Raw genomic sequence first — 20,821 nt, 5'->3', positions numbered from 1 at the left:
GATTCCCGGTATCCCTGACTATGCGGTTCAAAGCAGCCCTCACCATAGACCCATCAGCCATAGGCTCTCCCCGATAAGGCGCTGGTTCTGGATAGATGACCCAGGATAGGCCACCACTTCGAAGGTGATGTTGACGGTCGCAGTCCCAGCGGGGATCACGAAAGCATCTTGGAAGGTCACACTCATTGGCGCTCTATTCGTACCCACAGGGAACGAGGCTGTGGACGTAGCCCTAGCTACTTCAGTGCCGTTGAGCTTGCACAACAATATGAGCCCTATCGTGCCGGCTCCGGAAACCTCTGCTAGACCTGTGAGTGGTTTGATGCAGACCATGTTTCTGGCTCGCTTGTAACCTGCCAAAGAGAAGTTACCTGACGCCCTGATCATCCTTGTGATATCACCCACAATCCGATCCGCTTCCAACGTCCCCAGGACCACGCAATCGGCAGCAATCGTGCAGTTGTTCATGGTCATGTTCTTCACATAACCGCCTTCTGCACGAAGTCGATTGGTATAGATGCTGCCGTCCGCATAGATCATCGTGTACCAGCCGAATCCCCAACTGGCATAAGGCCCGCCTTTACCGAACCCTGCAGCCCCACCAGACAGGAAGGCATTGCCCATATCGATGGAACCGCCCGAGATCGCAGGCGCCGACATGCTGACCCCTGCTTTGATGTAGTCCGCCGTGATTTTCTCGGACGTCAGGATCTGGATAGTGGCCTTGCGGATGATGGCCTCTGCAATGACCGCCTGGCCATTGTCGATGGCAAACAGCGGCGCCATGGGCGTTGAGCTATTCGGGTTGAATACGAACACCTGGGAAGCAGAGATAGCCACCTGACTCGTGCCGTCAGAGTTTGCAATCAACCCTATCCCGGCAGTGATCTGGCCCGCGCTGGCTTTCGCCGTCCACATGGCCTGGGCGCCATTTTGCAAGTCGGCAATAGCTTGGCTCTGGAGTTGAACGGCGGCGGCATTGGCTGCAATCCTCGGGTCGTCAGTGGCAACCCAAGCAGTACCACTGTAACGATACGGCCTGTTGTTGTTGGCTGTGTCAAACCACAGATCACCGGTGCCCATCGCTGACCCTGGGGCAGTGGCTTGGAAGAACGTTTTATTCTTGCTACCTGCAACAGCAGACACCGTATCAATCTGGCTGCCGAGGGCTTGCATCGCATCGGCACGGGCGACTGACTCTGCCGTGATCTGGCCTTGGAGTTGCTGATCTCCCTGCTGATAGTTTGCCGTTACCTGCTGGATCTGCTGTGCCATGGCCGAATCTGCATCAGCCCGCGCCTTCACTTCGTCATTGATGGCAGCAGTATTTCTCGCAACACCCTGTGCGGCTTGATCAGCGCTTGCCTGAGCTGCGGCGGCGGCTTGAGCTGCATCGATCGCGACCTTGTCTGTTACTGCAACCCAGGCTGACCCACTCCACCGCTTCGGAGTGTTGGTGCCGCTGGTCGTATCAATCCAGAGATTCTGAGCAAGCCGATCTGCTACTGCTGGAGCTGCTGACTGAATGAGCACCTTGCCCTTTCCATTGGCTATCCCCGCAGCAGCCGCTGCATCCTCTTTTGCCTGGTTTGCACTACTCTGGGCTCCTGCCGCAGCGGTGCCCGCCGATTCTGCTGTGGCCTTCACCTGACTCAATTGCTCAGAAAGGGACTGGTTTGCTTCAGCACTAACACGGGACACTTCATCGATGCTGGCCGCCAGGGCCTGCTCCGCCCCCTTGAACTCTGCATCCAAGGTGGACAACTGTTCAGCCAGCGCGCTATCAGCATCGCTCCGCGCCCGCACTTCAGCTGCAACAGCAGCATTCGTCGCGGCGTCCGCCGCTTTGAACTCGCTATCAACAACACTGATCCGCTGTGACAGCGCCTCATCAGCCGTCGCCCTAACCAACTGCTCATTGGTGATCTGCGCCCTGATCTCCCCATTCTCAGCATCAAACTCAGCGGTCAGTTGCTCAACAGTCCTGGCTTGCGCCTCCTGTTGATTCGCCAGCGTGCTCTGCTGTTGGAGAATGACGCCGCGAGCCTTTCGGTTCTCTCGGTCACGTTCATCCCCGGCCAAGGCACCTTCAACCTGGCTGACGGCACCGACAACAATCTCCGACTCCATCTTGTCCTGGCGTTGGCTGAGCGAGGCCTCATTGCTCACCACGGCCTGCTGGAGTTCTGTGATGCTGGCTGAGTTCTCTCCAACCGTCACATCAAGGGTACTGATCCGCTCACCAAGCGCTCGGTCGGAATCTGCCAGGGCCTTGCTCGACTCGGAGAGGGAGGCAGACAGCGCCGTATCGGCGGCCTTGAACGCAGCATCTACAGTGCTGATCTGCTGGGCAAGCGCCTCATCTTTTGTTGCCCGAGCCAGCTCCTCGGCCGCAACCCTCGCATTCGTATCCGCGAGGTCGCTGCTGAACTGCGCCTCCACTTCGGCCACCCGCATTGAGATAACCTCATCGGCGGTGACCCTGGCTGATTCCTCCTGGGTGATGTTTGCCGCAAGCTCTGCCGTCGCACTCGATAACGTCGCAGCCAACTGGTCCTGGCGCAAGGACAGGGCCTCGTCTGCGGCGGCGCTCGACTGCGCCAGCGACCTGATATCGGCATTGGCCTGAGCATCAGCCGCCTTGAACTCCGTTGTGACGTTATCAATGCGCTGTGCCAGCGCCGAGTCTGCATCAGAGGCCACCTTCTCAACCGACGAAATCCTGGCCTGAGTGGCGGCATCCTTCGCTTCAAACTTCACTTCCATGTCTGCTGTGCGCTGAGCCTGGGCCTGCTGCTCCGTCAGGATTACCCTCTGCTCTGTACGGATGGCCCCGAACGCCTTCCGCGTCTCCCGATCCCGCTCATCCACGGCCAGGGCACCATCGATCGCAGCAGATGCGTTGTCGTCATCATTCCCACGCTGCAGCTCGAGTTCTGCCGTGATGGCGTCGAATCGGCCAGCAGTAATACCACCGTCATCCGCGAAGATTTCCTCGAGCGCCTGGATCTTGGCCTCTGATGTCCCCGCCCTCACTTCGAGCCCGCTGACGCGCTGCGCGGTCACCTGCTCGCTTTCCGCCGAAACTCGCGCCAGCTCAGTGATACTGGCCCGAAGAGTCTCGTCGCCCTGGGTGATCTGGGCCGCCAGCCCATCAAGACGCTGCGCCTGGGAACTCAGCTCGTCGGTATGCACCGTCAGTTTGCTTTCTGCGTTGGCAAGTCGCACGCCTTGGGCATCCACTTCCTGCTTGGTCGCCTTCTGGGCCAGCACCCCTTTTGTCGCATCAAGCTCTTGACCGATCTGGGTGACCCGCTGCTGTTCGCCTGTGAACTCCCCCCGGGTGACGGTTTGGCTCAGGCTGGCGTCCAAGCCGTTGATGCGCTGCTCTGCCTCAGTAATCCGCGACCCCTGACTGTCAACGGTGACATTGTCTGCCTTGCTGGTGATCTGGCCACTGACGGCATCAAGCTCCTGCTGAACTTCAGTAATGGAAGTGTGAAGCTCCTCTCGCACCGCATTGACCGCATCCATCGTGATGCTGCCGTTTTCTGGATCCACGACAAACACCGCATCGCGGAACGAGTCGAAATCACCCTTGTACTTATCGAGCTTCGCATTCAAGCGATCCTGCACTAGGCCGATCTCAATGCTCGACATCCCCAGTTGCTGCTGGGCATCATCCAGCAGCTCTTGAGCTACCTTCTGGCGCTCATCCAGCCCGGCCAACTCCTGCTCAATACTGGGGATCTTGTCCTCGATGGCAGCGACCTTGGGACGAATGACCTCGATTTCATCGACCTTTGGCTTCAGGATCGTAATATCCAACTGCAGTTGGGGGACTTGCTCTATTGGCCGCAGCAGTGCCTGGGCCAGGTGGCTCTCCTCTATCTTCCCCTGCAGTTCGTCGAGAATGTCCTGCACATCCCGGCTGGTTTCAGCCTCGACTCCCTGCATACCCTGGAAGGGGCCCTTGTCATCCTTGCCGTTGACAAAGCGCACCCAGTAGTAAAATTTGGCGCTCTTGCCAATGGCGTCAGAGAAGAGATTGGCCGAAGAGGTCCCCACCAGGGTGGCCTCGGCTTGGTTGTCACTCTCAGCTCGCCATATCTCGGCGTGAGCATGCCCCCGGTACTGCGGCGGATCCCACTCAACAAGGACCGTGTGAAATGCGCCATTGGCGATCACATTGACCGGAGCGTGGGGGAACTCCATCTGGCCCGGCGGGAAAAGGTCTGGGTTCTTGCCCGGGACATAAACACCGCCAGCACCAGGACGCAACGTAGACAGCCCCAATGCCGCCAGCTCCCGGAAAGTGACTGCCTTATCAAGGCGATCGCCACGCTGCCCGGTGAGCAGCTCCACGTTCTCGGCTGTTGCGGCCTGGTCACGGCCGGCGCGATAAGCGGGTTTCTTGGCCATCAGTTCACCATCTCCGCCATGCTGCTCGCGAGGGTGATGCGGCTCACCACCGAGGTGCCAAAGACCTCTATCTGCCAGAACCGGCCCCGCACTGGCGGCAACCTGAACGCCCCGGGCACCAGGTTGCCAGGGGACAACTCCATCACCTGCTCCCCGTCAACGAACAACTTGATACCGACCAGGCCAACATCCTGAGCCAACACCCGGCAGCAGCTGAAAGATGAACCCTCTGGCTCCATAAATGGCTTGGACCGCCAGACGAACTGACCATTGCTGGAGCTCCCGCCGCGCCAAATCTGCAAGCTGCGCCCCTTGGCAATGTAGAGGGAATCGCTCTCCATATCGGATACAGCCGCATCCCACCGGTTCGTCAGCTCACGCAAGTCGCCACTTTTCGGGTCAAAGATGAATGCGTGGGTGTCGGTCATGGCCACATATTTCCCCTCGTGGTGCCATGCCCGCATGCTCTCTGGCTTCATTGCCCGCCACTGGCTTCGGGTGATGATCCCCTCGGTGACCACCTGACCACCGTTGGCACCGATGCCGACCAACCCGTCCGGGGAGGCATAGAGCACAACGCCATCCATAGCCACCATAGAGCGACCACTGACACAGGACTGCGGCAGTTGGCTGAGCTTCTGGGTGGTCACCGATGCCGGGCTCACACCCTGGGCAAGATAGGGGTACCCCTTGGTCCCAATCACCAAGGTGGTGTCGATGGCAGCGATCGCCACGATGTCGTGCTCAGTGGTCAGCCGGTACTTCTCCGGCCAGGCGTAGGGAAGGTAAGGCTCGCACAGGTAGAGGGAGTTGCCAGCAAACCCCGCACACATGCCATTCGCCATTTGACACAAGCCACGCATGCCATCCGGCGGCATGGTGTAGTCGTAGGTCTCCAGCACAGCGCCCAGCTCCCCATCCTCCCGGATATCGACAAACGATGCTTGGGCAATGGGCAGCTCGGCGACCAGCAGGTAATCAGCCAAGCCGCCACCGGACACTGACCGGTATATCCGGCGTTTGGTGATGTTACTGTTCTGGGTTGTCGGTGGGCTCAGCATCAAGGTGACGGATGACCCTGGGATCCCGATATTCACCTTTCCGCTGACAGGGCCCGGGGGCCCCTCCTCACCCATCGTAGTAACGAAGGTATCCACGTAGAAGCGAGTTTCGTCATCTGTCAGGTCATCATCCACACCACCAACAGGTGGGGTGATGGTGCCAACCCCGACCGGAACACCTGGGGCTGGAATGCCTAATCGATACCACGCCGTCGGCTTGTTGCTGCCGCCTGTGGCTATCTGGGCATGAGTCACCTTGGGATACTCACCATCCGTGTAGTAAACCCGGCCATAAGGGTCCTGAGCGATTGGGGAACGAATAACCTCCACCACCTTGTTCCAGGCGAACCAGTGCTGGCCATAGTGAAAAAGGGTGGCAGGCACGATGGACAATTCCACACCAGCACTGGCGTCATCCTCCAGCGGGGAGATAACGCCATGGTCAAAATGGCAGTCACGCGCAATCACCGCGGCTTCATCAGACAAAAGGTGGGGCTCCACGCGCGGCATAGTCCCTCGCATGGTGACGATATCGAGTATGGGCATGGGGATCTCAGAGAGGCAGAAACGAAAAAGCCCCGCTCGAGAGAGCAGGGCCATGATGGGTAAATCCTAACGCCGGGAGCGCCAGGAGGCAAGGCTCACATACTGGCGGGATCTGATGCCCAGACATATTGGGGAGTTTCGACAACCACGGTCACCGGCGCCAGGGCTGCGGCCATTGCAGGGTCTTGGGTTCTGACGTTGGCGTGATAGCCGGGCACGGGCTCACGCACCTCCAGCTCGATGCCATCGACGGTCTGCACCGTGCCAGTGGGGCGGGTGACCATGCCAGGCGGCAGCAGTTGCAGCGAGGTGGTAGGGTGATAGAGGGTGCCGGTTTCGCTGTCTTTGACGAAGCCAGCGGCCTGCAGGGCCTTGGTCATGGCGGCCTTGTCGGCCGCCTTGAGGTTGAGGTCGATGAAGTCGGTCATTTGATGGCCTTTAGCTGATCAACGGTGAAAAACTTGTGCCAGATTTTGAAGTCCCTGACACTACCGAACCCAGTGCGCGTATTTGTCCCGCTGCGGCACAGCAGCCCGATATTCCCTGCCGAGCGCGAAATGCCCTTTGGCACGACAACGGTTCCCGTAACAACCTTATCGCCAACTCGCATTGCCACCGCGCCAGTTGCGCCATTAAACGACAACGCCACCACCTGCTCTTTCGTCATGTCAGGCGTGATGCCAGGATTCCACTGCACATCAAAAATTCGGATATCTATCTGACCACTGACAGACAAAAACACCCCTACATTTGGCGTAATGTCAATTGCATCAATGAGGGCGGTCGGCTCTCCTGGCCGCGGATTTGCCTTGATAACGGCGCTCATCGTCATCTGCATATCAGACAATGGGACACCATTCCCGGCATACGGGATTTGGATTGCATCCGCAGCGCGAGTTACAGCGGCACCAGCAGTCTGAATGTCGGAGCTGGCAAAGGGCAGCTGCTCGAGCTGGCCATTAAAGTACACAACCTCAGCACTCAACAGGGCATCATCCTGTAGGCACGCAAAATAGACCGTACCATCGGCTGGATCGCCGTGATTAGCTGGCCTAGTCAATGAATATCGTTTCCATTCGGATGTGACTGATATGTCTACCGACACCCCTGCAATTCGCATTCGTAGAGATACCGGCGCACCACTGGGCGACCTAAGCCAAATTGATATTGTGTTAACTACAGTCCTATCAAAAACGGCTGATGGATATCCGCCAGAGCCTATAAATGAGCGATTTGATCCGCCTGCAGTTGTCCGTGACAACAAGACTTTAACTGCAGAAGTACCGCCCATTGGGTCTGATTGACCAGGCGTCAAAACCGGAGTGATGCCAGAGCCTAGCTGCCCAACAGGCAGCGATAGTGATCCAGTTATGAGATTTGCGCTCTGCCCGTCAGATAGCGCCCCACCGCTTCCGAATGCAGGCTCATTAATGGCAGCCGACTTTAGCAACCCCGTCTTGGTAGGATATAACTTCGTGGTACTGCGGCTGAAATTCACCATCCGTGCCACCACATCCTCACCCACTTTGACCTCGCGGCCATAGCCGGTGATAAGGCGCAGGCTGTCAGAGAGCGGCGCCCACACATCAGGCAGCGGCAGGGCCGACGCTGCGACAATATCGCCAGCCAGGGCCGCGCTTGCTGCTGCCTTGTCCGCCTCCGTCTTGGCGCGAGCCGCCTGCCCCTCCCCCTCGCTGGTCACACGCCTCCACGGGATCAGTGTTTGCTTGGTACCATCCGGTGCAGTCACCTCAACAGTGGCGGCAGTGCTCGTCAGCAGCGCCTGAAAAGCATCGCTCTGCTGCTGATAGGCACTCAGTGTGGCGGTCAGGCGGCGGGCGAACTCAGGGACGGAATCCGAGAAAGTCGTGATGATCTCGTAGGCTTTGCCCGTGGCAGTAACACCACGGTAGGCCTGCACCAGATACAGCTCCGTGTTGGACACCACGTAGTCCACCTCGTAGAAATCCACCGAGGTGCCACTGGTGATACAAAAAAGGTGGCCCTTGGCCACCCCGTTCTTGGTGTCTGCGAAGGTTGTCCCGGTACCGGTCACCTTCTTGTTGCCATTGGTGACGGCCACCGTACCGTCACGCTTCCACACTCCAGCCATGCTGCCCCCTTACTGCCCGGTCACGCGGGAGAATCCTTCGGTCTTGCGCTGCTCCAGGCTGGCATCAACCTGGGTCTTTTCACCCAACTGCTGCAGGTAGGCGTTGTAGTGGCCGACAGCCCGATTGGAGTTGGCGCTGTATTCGGAGTCCTTCGAGAAGGCCCGGTACATGATGAAGTCGATAAGCGGGTTGATGTAGATGTCATCCAGATCGGCCAGCGCCGGCGTGCCCATGTTTTCCACGTCCGCCAGCACCTTAGATTGCGGCGCTACGGAGTAGATCACATCCACCTTCACTGCGGCGGCGGGGCCCGGGTAGAGATAGAAGTTCTTGGGGTCCCGATCGTCATAGGTGTAGGCGGCCACGCTGGTGCCATCCTTGCCAGCATGCCAGTCCGGGTAACTGTCATCGAGGGCGCGCCGCGGCACGAAGCGGATCACTTTGCCGTCAGCATTGCGCAGCACCTCGATCAGCCGCAGGGCATCTGCAGGCAAAGTCTGCTTGGTACCAGCGGCGCAGTTGAACTGAACGTTCTTGGTGTGGGCGTCAGGACGCATCAACACGATCGCCTTTGCGGCATCGTTGTAGTAGTCCAACAGCTCCTGCTTGGGCCAGCGAACCCAGGTGCGATCATTGAGCAGGGTATTTACCCGCTTCAAGATAGAGTCAACGGTAACGGTTGCCATGTGTGGAGTCCTTTAGAAAAAAGTGTGTTTGCGGGGCGGGTTGTGGAATTCGACCTGGGTCGGGGCGCTGTGCTCTTTGCGGAACCGGCCAGCGCGACGCCAACCTTCGACAAACTCAGTCCGGTGGTATCCTGCCCGCTTAGGGTCAGACCAAGGGCGGTCTGGCTGGGCATAGAGCAAGGCTGCGACGCCATGGGCAATGGCATCGGCGTGATCGTGGTAGAGCTGGGCTGGGAGCTCGGTGGCGTTCTTGACCGGGGCAGCCACATACCAGATCCGCACATTGCAGAGATCTGTCAGGATGCTCAGCTCATTGGCCGACATGGCGAAGAAGTCTTGCCCGCTGACAAATGGCGCGCCCCCTTCTCCGGTCAGGTGCAGCACATTGCACGATGTCATCCCGCTGATGTTGCAGACCTCCACCAGGCTGCCGGCTGACGCGCTGGGCAGCAGTCGGTCAAGGGTCAGCAAGGCCGACTCCCGGCAGAACGTGATGGCCGCCTCTGTGACGGCCTCACTCAGCATGACTTCGAGCGGGCCGGTGATGTGCAGCCTGACAGTGGGCAGGAACTGTTCACGCGACACCATCTGCATGCTATTCCCCCTGCTCTGCCAGCTTGGCCTTCAGGGCATCACGCACGCGCACCCGGTATTCGGGCACCTTCTCTTGCGGGCCCTGTGGCTCGATATCCAGATCTTCCCCTTCCACCAGGGTGGCCAGTTGGGCAGAGGTCATCTTGGCCAGATCGCGCTCACCGACCACCATGCTCTGCTCTTCCGCCAGGCGGGCAGCTTCAGCGGCGAGGCGCGCCTGCTCCAGGGCTTCCATCTCGGCGGCAGTCTCCTGACGCGCCAGCTCGCCAGCCAGTGCCTCATGGCGGATCCAGACGGTCGGGAACTCCAGCAGTTGCATGGCGATGTGACTTTCCACATCCACCGCGGTATGGCGCGGGAACACCAGGCGGCTGCCGGTGACGGTATCCTTCTTGCTCGGCTTGTCGCCGATGTAAACCACGGCAATCTTGTCGCTCATGGCGATGACTCCTATTCAGAAACGAAAAAGCCCGGCACAGGGCCGGGCGGACAGTGATCGGCAGCCTTACAGGTTGCCGACTACCTCGTAATGCAGCTTGAGCTTGACGGTGCCCGTCGCAGCGCCGCCGCCAACCGTGAGGGTGAGTTCCTGATCGGGTTCGGTCATCAGGTCATCGACCGGGTAATACTTTGCCACCGCCCCCACCGTACTCTCGGCGTTGATGATGGTGGTCGTGCCGATCTTGGCTGTGATGGTGGTACTCGCGCCCAGCGCAGTGCTGAACATCGTCACCCCCACCACTTTCAGGTTGGGCTCCACATTGTCGCCGTATGCGACAACATCGCCAGCGGGTACCGCAGCCAGCTTGGCCACCAGGGTCGGGGAGATAGAGAGGTTGCCGAATGCGCCGACAAACCAGCGGTACGCTCGGGCGAGCAGGGTAATCTTGGCCATGATATGGCTCCTTGTCTGGTCAGATAGTGGTGGGATGGGGCCGTGAAGCCCCATGGGTCAGCGGCTTAGCGAGCGATGGCACTCACCGCGGTATCCAGCACCATGCAACCATGGTCCTGAATGTTGCCGTTGCGCTGCTTGAAGCGGATCTTTTGCAGGCCGGAGACCCAACGGATCGAGATCTCGGTGCTGTTGCCGTGGTCAGTTGGCTCTTGGTGCATGCCAAAGGAGCCCCCCTGCTCGCCAGAGCCAAAGGCATTGGCCAGCGCCTGGCCGCCCAGCAGCACGGCGCGGTCGATCAGGGTGCCCGCAACCTTGTCCACTTCCGCACCGGTCGTAGAGTTGGCCGCACACACCTTGACGATGCTGCCCTGGTTGAAGCGGATCGGCATGCCCTTGTAGGGCTTGACCAGAATGCCGCGCCACATCGCCCCTTCCCCACGGAAGATGGGGTGGTTCCAACCTTTGGCTCGCTCCGCCACCGCCGCCAGCATGGCGTTCCAGTCCTTGCCGGAGCTGGAGGTGTAGAAGTCGTGCCACTGGCGCGGGGTCACGTAGAGCACGTAGAGCGGCTCACCACCGGACGGGTCAGCCACCATGCGGATCGGCTGGATAGGGTTGGCCATCTCGGACAGATAGAGCGCCATGTTGTCCACGCAGCCGAGGTTGAAGCGATCCGCTGCATCGAGGGCTTCGAAACTGGTCGCATCACCACCGAAGAAGTGGCGCTCGTAGGTCGGTGCGGTCAGCTCGTTGATCATGATGTCGGCAAACTCGGGGTCATCCGCCAGCGGCAGGATGATATCGGTGGCAGAGTAATCCCCGCGAGCACCGGCCAGCTGAGCAAAGCCTCGCTGATCTACCAGACGACCATAGTAGCCGTCTGCCAGCAGGGCCCGAGCGGTCTTGATCAGGTCATGCTTGGTGCGCTTCTGGCTCATCTTGCCGCCAGCATCCACGCCGTGGCGAGTCTGGTTGATCTTGAGAGAGAAGTCCGCGAAGGACATGTTCTCGAGGCGCCCTGCCAGCTTCTTGTCGCCCATAGTCGGACGGCCAGACAGTTGGTGGAACAGCTGCATATCCACTTCATCGCCCGCCCCCTTGGCGAGATCAGTAATGCGGACAACGGGGGCGCCATGATGGGTCTGCTTACCGTCATTAATTTTCACGCCCTTCGGCGCCTCTTCGGTCAGCATGTTCACCAGCGATTGGGAACGGTTGGCAGACGTAAACAGTGCGGCCTGCAAAATCTTGTTGGCTTGCGCCGAGGTGACTTGGGTCATGGTCCTCTCCTACATGAAAACAAAAACCCCGACACAGTGGTCGGGGTTGGCTTATTGAAATGGGTGGTGGGTTAGAACCCGGCCTGCTCCAGCAGCGCCTCCATTTGGGCGTCTGTCATGGCGCCCATCTCGCCGATAAGCTCGGTCTGAGACATGGCGCCAAAGCGCTCCACTCCAGTGGGGGCAGCATGATGGGTCTGGCCGAGTGCCGAGGGGCTGGACGGGATGAAATCGGCAGGCTTATCCGCCTCCTTGCCGGGTGCCTTGGTGGGAGGGGTAACCTCGTCACCAAAGGCCAGCTTGGTGCGGCGTGCCGCCTCTGCGAATCGCTCATCCAGCGACTTGCCTTGCCATGCGGGATCAACCTGGAGCTTCTCATCGACGATGATGGCGAAGTCGAAGCGGTCCTGGTCCTTCTCCCGCCAGTTCATCAGGTCAGGTACCGCCTGCAGTGCGGCCTGAACCGGATTGGTGGCGGGGGTAACCGGCTGCGGTGCTGCCTGCTGCTCCAGCCTTTGGAGCTTGCTGGCTATGGCTGCGATGGACTTGCCAAGATCCGGGTAGTCCTGTGCCAGTTGTGCCAGCTCCTCCTGGCTGATGTCGTCAGGGTCAACATCGGGGTTGATCTCGTGCTTCTCCATCAGCGCCTGCAGCTTGTCCCGCTCGGCCTGGGCTTGCTGCGATGCGGCCAACTGCTCACGCAGCACCTTGACCTCATTGCGCGACTGCTCCAGCACTTCATACGGGATGGTGTGTTGACCGCTCTTGGCCAGGATCACCTTCTCAGGCTCCGCGGCCCCTTCACCGCCCTGCTCGGTGCTGCCCTGTTCGTTACCGGCTGCCACCTCGCCCGCCGACGGCGCGGGTTGTACGTCCGTTTGCTCGGTGCCAGTGCCATCATCCAGCTCGCTATCGGGCTCACGCTCGATCGCTTCCAGCATGGCTTCCAGTTCGTCCAGGCTCTCAGTGCCGTTCAGGTCGTCGATGTTCATATCCATGGTTGTCCTCGTGGGTTTTCAGTGGGTGGTATCGCTGCCCAAGCGGGGGAAGGCTCTCGGTGAAAGCCATCTCCGGCTGGAGCTGGGCACAAAAAAACCAGCTCGAGGCTGGTCCATAAAAAAAGCCCGCGGGAGGGCGGGCTTAAAACAAGTACGGGAGTCATTAGACTCACCACAAATCATACTCAAAGGGAGTCAGTTACGCTACTGATTGACAACTCAACCAAAGAAAAGGCCCAATCTCGATAGACTGGGCCATGTTGGGGAAATCGTAACGCTGGCAGGTCAGGAAAGCAACTATCAGAGCGCGATGGCGTCGATCTGCTGCTGGATGGTGTCCAACAGCTGAGCCTGCAGCACGGCCTGCTCCCCCTGGATGCTCTGCTGCTCAGCGGCAAGCCGCTCCATCTCCTGCAATGTCTTGCCTGTCTGGGCCTGCTTGAGGGCATCCTCGAACCGGATGGAATCGGTCAGCTTGGCGATGCGCTGGGCCTCTGCCTGCCACTTGGCGGCCTTGCCCTCCAGCTCGGCCAGCTTGGCCTGCATCTCGCGCATGGCAAGCTCCTGCTGCATCTGGGCCTGCTGAGCCTGCTGCTCGGCAGCAGCGCGCTCCTCGTCGCTCATCTCGTCCGGGTCTTTCGGGATGTTCAGGGCATTGCGGATCCGCTCCACAAACTCGGCCTTGCGCGGTACATCCATCAGCTCGACCAGCAGGTCAAAGCAAGCACCTGCCGCCGCGGGCGGAAGTTGCGACATGGCCTGGGTCATCCGCTCGGCCAGTTGCTGCTTGTAGGCGGCAGTCTGCTGGATCGGCGCCAGTGCGATATGGGCCCGCAGCCGGGTCACATCATTGGTGAGTTTGCCATCCTCCTGCTCCACGTTGACCACCACGGCTTTACGGCGGCGGGGGTCATCCCGGTTCACAGTCACCTTGTAGTTGCGCTTGTTGGCCATGTCTTCCAGCAGGTACGCCAGAGCCAACTGCCCCACTTGCTGGCAGCCCATCCGGTAGTTGTCGTTGATCTCGGAAAGCGTGGTTGCCCCCTGCTCCACTAGGTTACTGATGGCCACGCCAGATTGTCCGGTGGAGCCCTGGCCCAGGAAGGCGGCATACACCCCCATGGTGTCCTGGATCAGCTTCACCGAATCCTGCATTACCTGGAACTGCTGGGCCGCCACGTTGAAGTCCTGCTCCACCTTGAAGGCATCGCTCACGCTGGTCTTGTTGGCGCGGTCCGGGTTGAGCTCGATATAGCCATCCGGGCGCTCTACCTGCTCCAGCACCTGATCCCGGCTCATGTTGGTGGCGTCTTTATCCATGATGACGCGCTTGGCCTGCAGCAGGAACGTCAGCTTGATGCGCCGCAGGTTCACCTCGTCCTGTGCAGGCATGGCGCGGGCGATGAGGCCGTAGGGCTCTCCGCTGCGGTCTTTGCGGTACCCCCAGAACGGCACCAGCGGATACATGTTGTGGGGCGCAGAGCAGGGTCGATCAACCAGGTGATGGGGGCCGACAAACCAGGATTCCCGGATCACGGCCACTGGGCAGCGCTCCAGCTTGGCGCGCCCCATGGCCACAGCAGCTAGGTGCAGTTGATTGGTCTTGTCGTACTCCAGTGCCCGACCGGAGTCCAGCATCAGCACCTGACGCATGGTGTAGGTGCGGTAGTAGACCACCTGCAGAAGCACCCGATCCCGCTCCCGGCTGCACCACTCGATCTCCTTGCCGCTGAATTGGCTCCACTCGTCATAGGCGCTGACCAGATTGGGGTCCAGCCCCTCGATGGAGGTCAGGCTCACGACCCCCTCCCAGTCGTTGACGCCCCACTGCAGCGCCTGTGCCTTGCTCGGGAACATGGTCTTGGCCTCATCCAGATCAACCCAGCGGCGTCGCATCAGCCAGCGGCAGTCGCTCAGGTCCGGCTCCCTGCTGTGCCAGTCCCAATAAACCTCGTCACGGTGGACGTTGCTGAACTTGTAACGTGGGCCGAACGGGTCATCGCGGCGACACACCTCAACCCAGCCCAGGCCGGTCTTGATTTGGCCGCTGTAGGCCTCGCCCCGGGCTCGGTCCAGTCCGCCAAGGCGGCACATATCGGCGTATTCGGCGTTGACGGCCTCGGCCAGTTGCTCCAGCTCATCGTCGTGGTCATCGGCGATCACCATCAGATCGGTGCGGCTCTTGGCTTCCATCCCCAGCACGCCGTCAATGGTCGGCGCGATCAGGTTGTGAATGGTGATGGGCTGGCCCCGCGCCTTGAGCACACTCACCACCTCGGGCGGCAGTTGATCGCCGTCGTAGTAGGCGCACGCCCGATTGGCGATAGAGCGCCAGTCCGGCTGGCCATTGATATCGCTCATCAGTTTGAGCAGGCGCGGGGTATCGAGGCCGCCTTTTTCAGGGGCCTTGGGTTGGGCGTTGATCATCAGTTGGCCATCCAGTGCTTGGGTTTGCGGAAGGATTCAGGTTTGACGATGCGGGCCGGCATCCGGGCACGCATCTCTTGGGCAATCATGTAGCTCATGAGCTGGTCGTCGTAGCAGCCGTCCTGGGCGTTCATGCTGCCGCTCTTGTCGTAGACGTAGGTGGTGGCTTCGGAAATGGTACCGATCCAGCGGATCCCGGACTGCCCGGCACGCAGCAGGGCCTTGAGGCCATCAACCAGGATCGGCTTGGACTGCCGAGTGGTGAGCCAGCCGAGGCGCGGGGTCTCGTCGTCGCGGTCCCGGTCGATGTGCTCCTGGGTGTAGATGCGTCGGGTCGGGTAAATTTCACGGAGCTTGAGCAGCACGGCGTGGCCGTGGTTGTTGCGCTCTGGGCCGATGTAGGCCGGGCCATGCTCTGCGGTGCCGTAGAACCTGCCAACGTGAGCCAGCAGTTGGGCAAATAGCCCTGGGTCGAGATGCCCGAACCAGTGGGCCACCTGACGGCCGTCGCTCTTGGCCGTGACATCCAGGCTTGAACGATCGCCGTGCTCTAGCCCTTCCGCCACGTCGGCGCCGATGGCGTAATCCTCGTCAGGGTCTGGCAGCTCCCAGACCAGCAGCATGTTCTCGAGGGAGCGCTGGCCACGCTCGTCCAGCTTCTCAGGCTTGCGAGCCTTCTCGCGCCTGCCGGTCACAGGGTCGATGTCGTAGACGATGAGCGGGGCCATGCAATCGCCCTCGGCATCCATGGTATGGATGGGGTCGAACACCCGGCGCCCGGAGGTGAGGAAGGCTTCCAGCGGCGTGCTGGGGAACTCCTGCTTCATCTCGGCGCCCAAGGTGGACTCTTTCAGCACGTACCATTGCCGCTGTTCGTCGGTAATGGTGCAACCCATCGACTTCTCGACCGCGGCGAAATACTCCGCCTGGGTCTTGCTCATCACTACGCCGGATGCCGGCACGTCGGCGCGATACTTGGGATCCTGCCACCAGGCGAAGAAGTGGAACTTCCAATCAAGCTGGCTGAGCTCACCGGATGCCCTGGCCAGCTCGAGGGACTTCATGCTCATAGCGTGGAAGTCGCCCCCTACCCCTTCGGCTGTGCTCTCGATGAAGGCCACGGCGCCCGGGTGGATCGCCTGCAGCGTCCCGGTTCGCACCTCCTTGGCCTTCTCCGGGTACTTGGCGCAGATCTTCCCGTGCTCGGAGACATGCAGGCGCTGGACGGTACCGGAGCGGAACGAGGTGGCCACCTGGATGCTGGAGCCGTGCCGGAACAGGATGTGGCCGCCATTCGCCCCACCGCGCCGGGTCACCACCTTGAACTGGGCCTTGAGCCAGCCGGGCAGGTTATCGAACGGGACTTCAATCTTGGTGCGGTAAATCTCACCTGCGGCCGTCAGGTCCTGGGCGATGATCCCGCACTTGAGATTCTTGTTGAACAGCGCCTCGTCCAGCAGATAGATGTCGATGGCCGTGGAGAACCCGAGCTGGCGCGCCTTGAGGATGATGTTCAGGTACCACATGGTCCGGAACAGCAGCTCCTGCGCTGGGCGCAGACGGAAGCGCACCAGCTGGCCCTGCTCGTTCTCGATCATGTAGAGGTTGTTCATCCGCCACCACTTATCGCTGAGCTTCGAACGGATGTAGGTCATCTGCTCCTGCTCAGTCATGGCGTAGGTATCGAGTTCGGTCATTGGTGGATCTCAGGCAATAAAAAACCCGCCGAAGCGGGTAATTAAAAAATGTGGATTTTGGAGTTGAGGATTATCTGCACAAAATAAGGCTATTGGCTCAGATAACTCAATCAGCCTGCTTCAGCTTCAGGCGCCGATTCAGACTCAGCCACGGCGGCACCTAATTCATTTAGCATCTGATATAGTTTCACACGACGCTCCTTCAATTGAGCGTCATCTTTATTGCTCTGCAACTGCAATTTCAGCTCAACCTCATTGATCTCTCGTTTCAGAGCATCGGCCTTTCTTGCTTTTGGATTTCCATCGCCCTCAATGAGGGCATATCGCAAGCCTTCCATGAAAGAGCATTTACTATGAAATGTTGTAACATCAAACATAGCTTGAGCAACACTGTACTCCTCAACTGTCTTATCCATCCTCTTGAATATATCGATAGCGGCCTCGGTTCTTTTTGTTACAATTTTATTGTCTATCGCTGAAACCAACATCTCCTTGTATATTGACTCGTTTATGAGTGACCTTTCCGCATTTGAAAACAGTGCCAATGCAGAAAATATACTTTTAGATGTTGCGGGTGATATAACTGTCGAGACACCAGTAAATAAATTTGTAAACGAGCCTAGAATTAAATTTGAACCTGCCTCATTCCCATACATATTCCGCCTATGAATCAAGCAGATTTCTTCAGACGTCAACATAATGGTTGATATAGCTATATTACGTTCCTGTTTACACTCACCATCATTACTGGTTACAGAAAAACATTTTTTACTTACTATTCCCTCACTACCATCATCTGATTTCATCACCACGTTCAACAGACTTGGTTTCAGTACCTCTTTATTATCTTTTACATCGTACAGCGGTTTTGACATGTACATGCGAAACGCATTGTCTGCAAAGTAATCAGCAGTTGCCCCGCATCCGGTGAGAACTATCGCAACAGGCAATACCAATATGCTTCCTTTCATAAACACGCTCCACTCCATGCACCTCATTTGAGACGCGCCCATCCAAGGTTAGCCGGGCTAGAATTTAACGCCACTCATCAGCCCGCCAGTCCCCATCCCCTGCAGCTCGGAAACCATCTCGCTGACTGGGGTGGACTCGCTGCCGCCATCCTTCTCGATCCGATCGGCTTCGGCGGTCAGCTTGCGGGCCGCAGCCCGGATCCGGCGAGTGTCCTCCTCAATCTTGGGCACACTCACCTCGTCGATGCGAAGGGCGCTCAGGGTCCGCTCGATGGATTCGATGCGCTGGATGTTGCGGTCGAGGGCCTGCTCTGCTTTCAGGATCTTGTCGTAGAGCGCAATGCGGTCAGTCATCTCGCTGGCCGTGACCAGGTCCTGCTGCAGCCCCTTGAGCAGCTTGGTGACGGAGATGACGCGAGCCCGGGTGAAGTCCAGCTCGTCGCGCAGTTGCAGCTCGCGGGCCTGGTCGAACAGCTCCTCGGCATCGAGGAACTTGGCATAGCCGCCGTGGGTCAGCGCCGGGCGGTCGCCGGGCTTCCACTTCGTGACCGGGTTGGGGTTGCCAGGGTTGCCCTCGGTGAAGCGGCCGCTGCTGTCCCGGCCGTTTGTTTTCGGGTTCTGGGCTGAGTCTGCCGGAGTGCGAGTGGATGCGGAGGACTTCTCCCCTCTTCGCTCTCCCCCTTTGGCCTTGGCCTCATTCCACTTGGTTTGCGCACTTTGCGCAGATTGCGCAGATTGCGCAGTTTTGCGCACTTCGGAATGCGCAGATTGCGCAGCTACGCGAGATTTGTCAGGTTGCGCAGGGGATTGCCCCCGAGATTTCAAATAGCGACGCGCCGAGTTGTAGTTCAGGCCGCGGCTGTCACACCAGTCTTTCGCACTGATGCCTGTCGCTTCATGCTCCTGCAGGAACTCTGCATTGAGCTGTGCCCAGTCGGTCTTTGCCATTTAGAGAGATAACTCGCCTTCGACGATTGCATCACCAGGTACAGGCTCATGGGTAGCCGGTACTACGACGGAGACGCCAGTATTCAGGGTGACCAGGGCCTGACTCCCGTCATACTCCCTCACCTGAGTAACAACCCCGGTCACGGTAATGCCATTAACCACCGCATCGCTCCAGTGCATCGAGATAGTCCAGTAGGTCGGCTGTGGATTCCCCAGAAAGACAAACCCCGCCATTAGCGGCGGGGTTCCATGTCAGCCTGGGTGTGGGTGGCGGGCAGTTCGCTGTGTGGCTTGGAGCTGTCTGACAACTGGCCAGAAGCAGCACCGAAACGCTCAGCAAAACGCCCCTGTGGGTCCGCATGATTCTTGTCATGGCTTTCCTGCACCTCCCTTGCCCTCTCCCGCTTAAGCCAACGGCCCAGAAGGGCCGTTAGAATGTCGAACAGTTGGAGCAAGCTGTTCATGTTATTGCTTCCTGGCTTTCTCAGCCGGCAGGTTCATAGCCAGCTTGTCCAGCACCTTGGTCAGGCCAACCAAGAAGGCCTGCACCTTCCCGATCACCTCATCGTCCCGGGTGGACGGGGTGACGGCCGCGATCTTGGCCAGCCCCTGCACCACCATGGACGCGCCGCCCACTACAGCCATCAGGATGACAATCCAGTTGATGACCACCTCAACGATGTGTTCCATCGCACTCTCCTCTGCTGTTACCGGTTATCCGGCGATATTGGCAAGGCTTGCGCCTATGCCTCGGACTTCGAGAACCCTGCCGCAGCCATCACAGGCAATTCCCCCACAGGCTTCGGCTCACCGGCGGGCCAGCGGTATGCGGTTACCCGGGAGCGAGGGAACGCCTTCACGTTCACCGCATCAGCTTGGTTGCCGCCCAATACCAGCAGATTGCCAGCCTTGTCCTGCCCCACTACGAACCCAACGTGTCCGCCACCATCCCTGGAGAACACCACTACGCAGCCTGCCACCGGCTTTTCCAGCTTCTCCCCCCAGGAGGCATAGGAACGCGCCCCCTCGAACCGGGTGGACTGAATACCGACCCGCTCCAGGCACGCTCCAACAAAGGCTGCACACCACGGGGTTTCATCATCACGGATGCCACCCCGCTTGATGGCCTTCCACATCGCCACGATCTCGGGGTTGTGTTGGGGCCCCTTAATCTCCGTCAACCCGATATGCCTACGGGCTTCATCTACCCAGCGCATTTTCACCATCACTCCTTCCCTCCCATCCAGCCGGTTGCCCGGCGTTCGTACAGCTCCAGTGCTTTCGACCCCATCAAGCCAGCCAGGCCAGCCATGAAGCCGCACAACGGGAGCGGGGCTGCGATGTACCAGCTCAGCAGCATGGTCAACATCCCGGCGAACCCTGACACCACCACCTGCAGCAGCGCCTCGGCCCATCGGAACTGCCTTCCCTCGCGTTTCACCGTCTGTATGTAGGTCACAAGCCCTCCCCATACGCTCAGCCCGCCGAATGCCAGATAGGCGAGCACGCTGTAGTTCTGTGGATCCTTGTCAGGCGTCATCGCCCCTCCAGAAACGACAAAGCCCGCACGAGGCGGGCCAGAAATGAAAAAGGCCAGGGTCACGGGGACTCTGGCCATCTTTGAGCAATACTAACGCTGGGGCGGCGGGGATTCAACCAGCAGGGTTACCAAGTAATTCTCGGCAATACATCTACGAGGTGGTCTATTGAATGCCAGCCAGAAATAACCTCCTCGGATATGTAGAAATGTCCCTCATGGAAATATCCTGACGCCATTGCGTCATTGCCCTTGCGCGTAATGAAGTCAATCACAAACATGTCATCCTGATCAGGAGTGATTCTGATGTAGTGGACGGCAGGTGCCAGCGTGCTTGCTGATGGCGTGACCATCACACCACCTCGGCTGAATTTTGGCTCAACTTGAAACACACGCCGAAGGATCGCCAGTTGAATCGCATCGAGGGGCATTACTTCACCTTCCGGTACCGCTCGACCTGCTGCAGGAAGTAGGTCTGCATCTCCCCCTTGTAGTTCCCGGCCTCGCTCTCGGCTGGGATCTTGATCTCGGGGTTCCTTTCCTTCCACACCGCATAGGCAGCGGCCTTCTCTACCTCGACCTTCTCCTGCTCTTCTTTCGGCAGGGAGCACAGATTGAATGACATTGGCGACTCCACGCATA

20 protein-coding genes are annotated in these 20,821 nt (G+C 59.3%); all 20 read right to left on the bottom strand.

All coding sequences use genetic code 11. The annotated features are described in order from the left end of the window. Positions 1 to 39 precede the first annotated feature (39 nt). Complete coding sequence (locus tag AB5Y47_RS05010; RefSeq protein ID WP_368219957.1) at positions 40 to 4,422, bottom strand: DUF1983 domain-containing protein; 4,383 nt, start codon at positions 4,420 to 4,422, stop codon at positions 40 to 42. After that, positions 4,422 to 6,083, bottom strand: a complete 1,662-nt coding sequence (locus AB5Y47_RS05005; protein ID WP_368219955.1) for a hypothetical protein — start codon at positions 6,081 to 6,083, stop codon at positions 4,422 to 4,424. Before AB5Y47_RS05005 ends, AB5Y47_RS05010 begins: the two co-directional genes overlap by 1 nt. 41 nt (positions 6,084 to 6,124) lie before the next feature. Further along, on the bottom strand, positions 6,125 to 6,457 hold the full coding sequence (locus tag AB5Y47_RS05000; protein ID WP_368219954.1) for a hypothetical protein: 333 nt from the start codon (positions 6,455 to 6,457) through the stop codon (positions 6,125 to 6,127). Further along, complete coding sequence (locus AB5Y47_RS04995; protein ID WP_368219952.1) at positions 6,454 to 8,142, bottom strand: hypothetical protein; 1,689 nt, start codon at positions 8,140 to 8,142, stop codon at positions 6,454 to 6,456. The genes AB5Y47_RS05000 and AB5Y47_RS04995 overlap by 4 nt, the downstream gene beginning before the upstream one ends. Before the next feature lie 9 nt (positions 8,143 to 8,151). Next, a complete protein-coding gene (locus tag AB5Y47_RS04990; protein WP_216987058.1) occupies positions 8,152 to 8,829 on the bottom strand; it encodes a DUF6682 family protein in 678 nt (225 codons plus the stop codon). Positions 8,830 to 8,841: 12 nt separating this feature from the next. Then, positions 8,842 to 9,423 (bottom strand): hypothetical protein, encoded by a 582-nt coding sequence (locus AB5Y47_RS04985; RefSeq protein ID WP_368219951.1) that lies wholly within the window; start codon positions 9,421 to 9,423, stop codon positions 8,842 to 8,844. Between the two features lies 1 nt (position 9,424). Continuing rightward, entirely contained in the window at positions 9,425 to 9,862 is a 438-nt protein-coding gene (locus AB5Y47_RS04980) for a hypothetical protein (protein WP_368219950.1), read from the bottom strand. A 66-nt stretch (positions 9,863 to 9,928) separates the two neighbouring features. Continuing rightward, positions 9,929 to 10,318, bottom strand: coding sequence for a hypothetical protein (locus AB5Y47_RS04975; RefSeq protein ID WP_368219949.1), 390 nt, complete (start codon positions 10,316 to 10,318; stop codon positions 9,929 to 9,931). Positions 10,319 to 10,383: 65 nt separating this feature from the next. Further along, positions 10,384 to 11,601 carry a DUF4043 family protein gene (locus AB5Y47_RS04970; protein WP_368219948.1) on the bottom strand — a complete coding sequence of 406 codons (1,218 nt, stop codon included), beginning with the start codon at positions 11,599 to 11,601 and terminating at the stop codon, positions 10,384 to 10,386. A 71-nt stretch (positions 11,602 to 11,672) separates the two neighbouring features. Next, positions 11,673 to 12,599, bottom strand: coding sequence for a hypothetical protein (locus AB5Y47_RS04965; protein WP_368219946.1), 927 nt, complete (start codon positions 12,597 to 12,599; stop codon positions 11,673 to 11,675). A 300-nt stretch (positions 12,600 to 12,899) separates the two neighbouring features. Continuing rightward, positions 12,900 to 15,026, bottom strand: a complete 2,127-nt coding sequence (locus AB5Y47_RS04960) for a portal protein (RefSeq protein ID WP_368219944.1) — start codon at positions 15,024 to 15,026, stop codon at positions 12,900 to 12,902. After that, the gene (locus AB5Y47_RS04955) at positions 15,026 to 16,723 is read right to left on the bottom strand and encodes a terminase (RefSeq protein WP_368219942.1); all 1,698 of its coding nucleotides are present in this window, start codon (positions 16,721 to 16,723) and stop codon (positions 15,026 to 15,028) included. Before AB5Y47_RS04955 ends, AB5Y47_RS04960 begins: the two co-directional genes overlap by 1 nt. Positions 16,724 to 16,833: 110 nt before the next feature. Continuing rightward, a complete protein-coding gene (locus AB5Y47_RS04950) occupies positions 16,834 to 17,694 on the bottom strand; it encodes a hypothetical protein (RefSeq protein WP_141227078.1) in 861 nt (286 codons plus the stop codon). Between the two features lie 57 nt (positions 17,695 to 17,751). Beyond that, positions 17,752 to 18,642 (bottom strand): terminase, encoded by an 891-nt coding sequence (locus tag AB5Y47_RS04945; protein ID WP_368219940.1) that lies wholly within the window; start codon positions 18,640 to 18,642, stop codon positions 17,752 to 17,754. Between the two features lie 233 nt (positions 18,643 to 18,875). Then, on the bottom strand, positions 18,876 to 19,106 hold the full coding sequence (locus tag AB5Y47_RS04940) for a hypothetical protein (protein WP_368219938.1): 231 nt from the start codon (positions 19,104 to 19,106) through the stop codon (positions 18,876 to 18,878). A gap of 1 nt (position 19,107) precedes the next feature. After that, entirely contained in the window at positions 19,108 to 19,332 is a 225-nt protein-coding gene (locus AB5Y47_RS04935) for a hypothetical protein (protein WP_042880547.1), read from the bottom strand. A 53-nt stretch (positions 19,333 to 19,385) separates the two neighbouring features. Next, positions 19,386 to 19,859, bottom strand: a complete 474-nt coding sequence (locus AB5Y47_RS04930) for a TIGR02594 family protein (RefSeq protein ID WP_368219936.1) — start codon at positions 19,857 to 19,859, stop codon at positions 19,386 to 19,388. An 8-nt stretch (positions 19,860 to 19,867) separates the two neighbouring features. After that, positions 19,868 to 20,182, bottom strand: a complete 315-nt coding sequence (locus AB5Y47_RS04925) for a phage holin family protein (protein ID WP_042880552.1) — start codon at positions 20,180 to 20,182, stop codon at positions 19,868 to 19,870. A gap of 125 nt (positions 20,183 to 20,307) precedes the next feature. Beyond that, a complete protein-coding gene (locus AB5Y47_RS04920; protein ID WP_171269014.1) occupies positions 20,308 to 20,610 on the bottom strand; it encodes a hypothetical protein in 303 nt (100 codons plus the stop codon). Continuing rightward, positions 20,610 to 20,804: a DUF3283 family protein gene (locus tag AB5Y47_RS04915; protein ID WP_323948817.1), complete on the bottom strand. Its 195-nt coding sequence runs from the start codon at positions 20,802 to 20,804 to the stop codon at positions 20,610 to 20,612. The genes AB5Y47_RS04920 and AB5Y47_RS04915 overlap by 1 nt, the downstream gene beginning before the upstream one ends. Positions 20,805 to 20,821 lie beyond the last annotated feature (17 nt).

It is taken from the genome of Aeromonas sp. R7-2 (genome assembly GCF_040908105.1).
GTDB classification, from domain to species: domain Bacteria; phylum Pseudomonadota; class Gammaproteobacteria; order Enterobacterales; family Aeromonadaceae; genus Aeromonas; species Aeromonas caviae.
This window is presented reverse-complemented; position numbering and strand designations above follow the sequence as displayed.

Coding starts and splice junctions, on each gene's coding strand:
- AB5Y47_RS04925 (WP_042880552.1), bottom strand. CDS start 20,182: ATGACGCCTGACAAGGATCCACAGAACTACAGCGTGCTCGCCTATCTG.
- AB5Y47_RS04945 (WP_368219940.1), bottom strand. CDS start 18,642: ATGGCAAAGACCGACTGGGCACAGCTCAATGCAGAGTTCCTGCAGGAG.
- AB5Y47_RS04920 (WP_171269014.1), bottom strand. CDS start 20,610: ATGCCCCTCGATGCGATTCAACTGGCGATCCTTCGGCGTGTGTTTCAA.
- AB5Y47_RS04930 (WP_368219936.1), bottom strand. CDS start 19,859: ATGCGCTGGGTAGATGAAGCCCGTAGGCATATCGGGTTGACGGAGATT.
- AB5Y47_RS05000 (WP_368219954.1), bottom strand. CDS start 6,457: ATGACCGACTTCATCGACCTCAACCTCAAGGCGGCCGACAAGGCCGCC.
- AB5Y47_RS04950 (WP_141227078.1), bottom strand. CDS start 17,694: ATGAAAGGAAGCATATTGGTATTGCCTGTTGCGATAGTTCTCACCGGA.
- AB5Y47_RS04955 (WP_368219942.1), bottom strand. CDS start 16,723: ATGACCGAACTCGATACCTACGCCATGACTGAGCAGGAGCAGATGACC.
- AB5Y47_RS04935 (WP_042880547.1), bottom strand. CDS start 19,332: ATGGAACACATCGTTGAGGTGGTCATCAACTGGATTGTCATCCTGATG.
- AB5Y47_RS05005 (WP_368219955.1), bottom strand. CDS start 6,083: ATGGCCCTGCTCTCTCGAGCGGGGCTTTTTCGTTTCTGCCTCTCTGAG.
- AB5Y47_RS04985 (WP_368219951.1), bottom strand. CDS start 9,423: ATGCAGATGGTGTCGCGTGAACAGTTCCTGCCCACTGTCAGGCTGCAC.
- AB5Y47_RS04990 (WP_216987058.1), bottom strand. CDS start 8,829: ATGGCAACCGTTACCGTTGACTCTATCTTGAAGCGGGTAAATACCCTG.
- AB5Y47_RS04965 (WP_368219946.1), bottom strand. CDS start 12,599: ATGGATATGAACATCGACGACCTGAACGGCACTGAGAGCCTGGACGAA.
- AB5Y47_RS04960 (WP_368219944.1), bottom strand. CDS start 15,026: ATGATCAACGCCCAACCCAAGGCCCCTGAAAAAGGCGGCCTCGATACC.
- AB5Y47_RS05010 (WP_368219957.1), bottom strand. CDS start 4,422: ATGGCCAAGAAACCCGCTTATCGCGCCGGCCGTGACCAGGCCGCAACA.
- AB5Y47_RS04915 (WP_323948817.1), bottom strand. CDS start 20,804: ATGTCATTCAATCTGTGCTCCCTGCCGAAAGAAGAGCAGGAGAAGGTC.
- AB5Y47_RS04980 (WP_368219950.1), bottom strand. CDS start 9,862: ATGAGCGACAAGATTGCCGTGGTTTACATCGGCGACAAGCCGAGCAAG.
- AB5Y47_RS04975 (WP_368219949.1), bottom strand. CDS start 10,318: ATGGCCAAGATTACCCTGCTCGCCCGAGCGTACCGCTGGTTTGTCGGC.
- AB5Y47_RS04940 (WP_368219938.1), bottom strand. CDS start 19,106: ATGAACAGCTTGCTCCAACTGTTCGACATTCTAACGGCCCTTCTGGGC.
- AB5Y47_RS04995 (WP_368219952.1), bottom strand. CDS start 8,142: ATGGCTGGAGTGTGGAAGCGTGACGGTACGGTGGCCGTCACCAATGGC.
- AB5Y47_RS04970 (WP_368219948.1), bottom strand. CDS start 11,601: ATGACCCAAGTCACCTCGGCGCAAGCCAACAAGATTTTGCAGGCCGCA.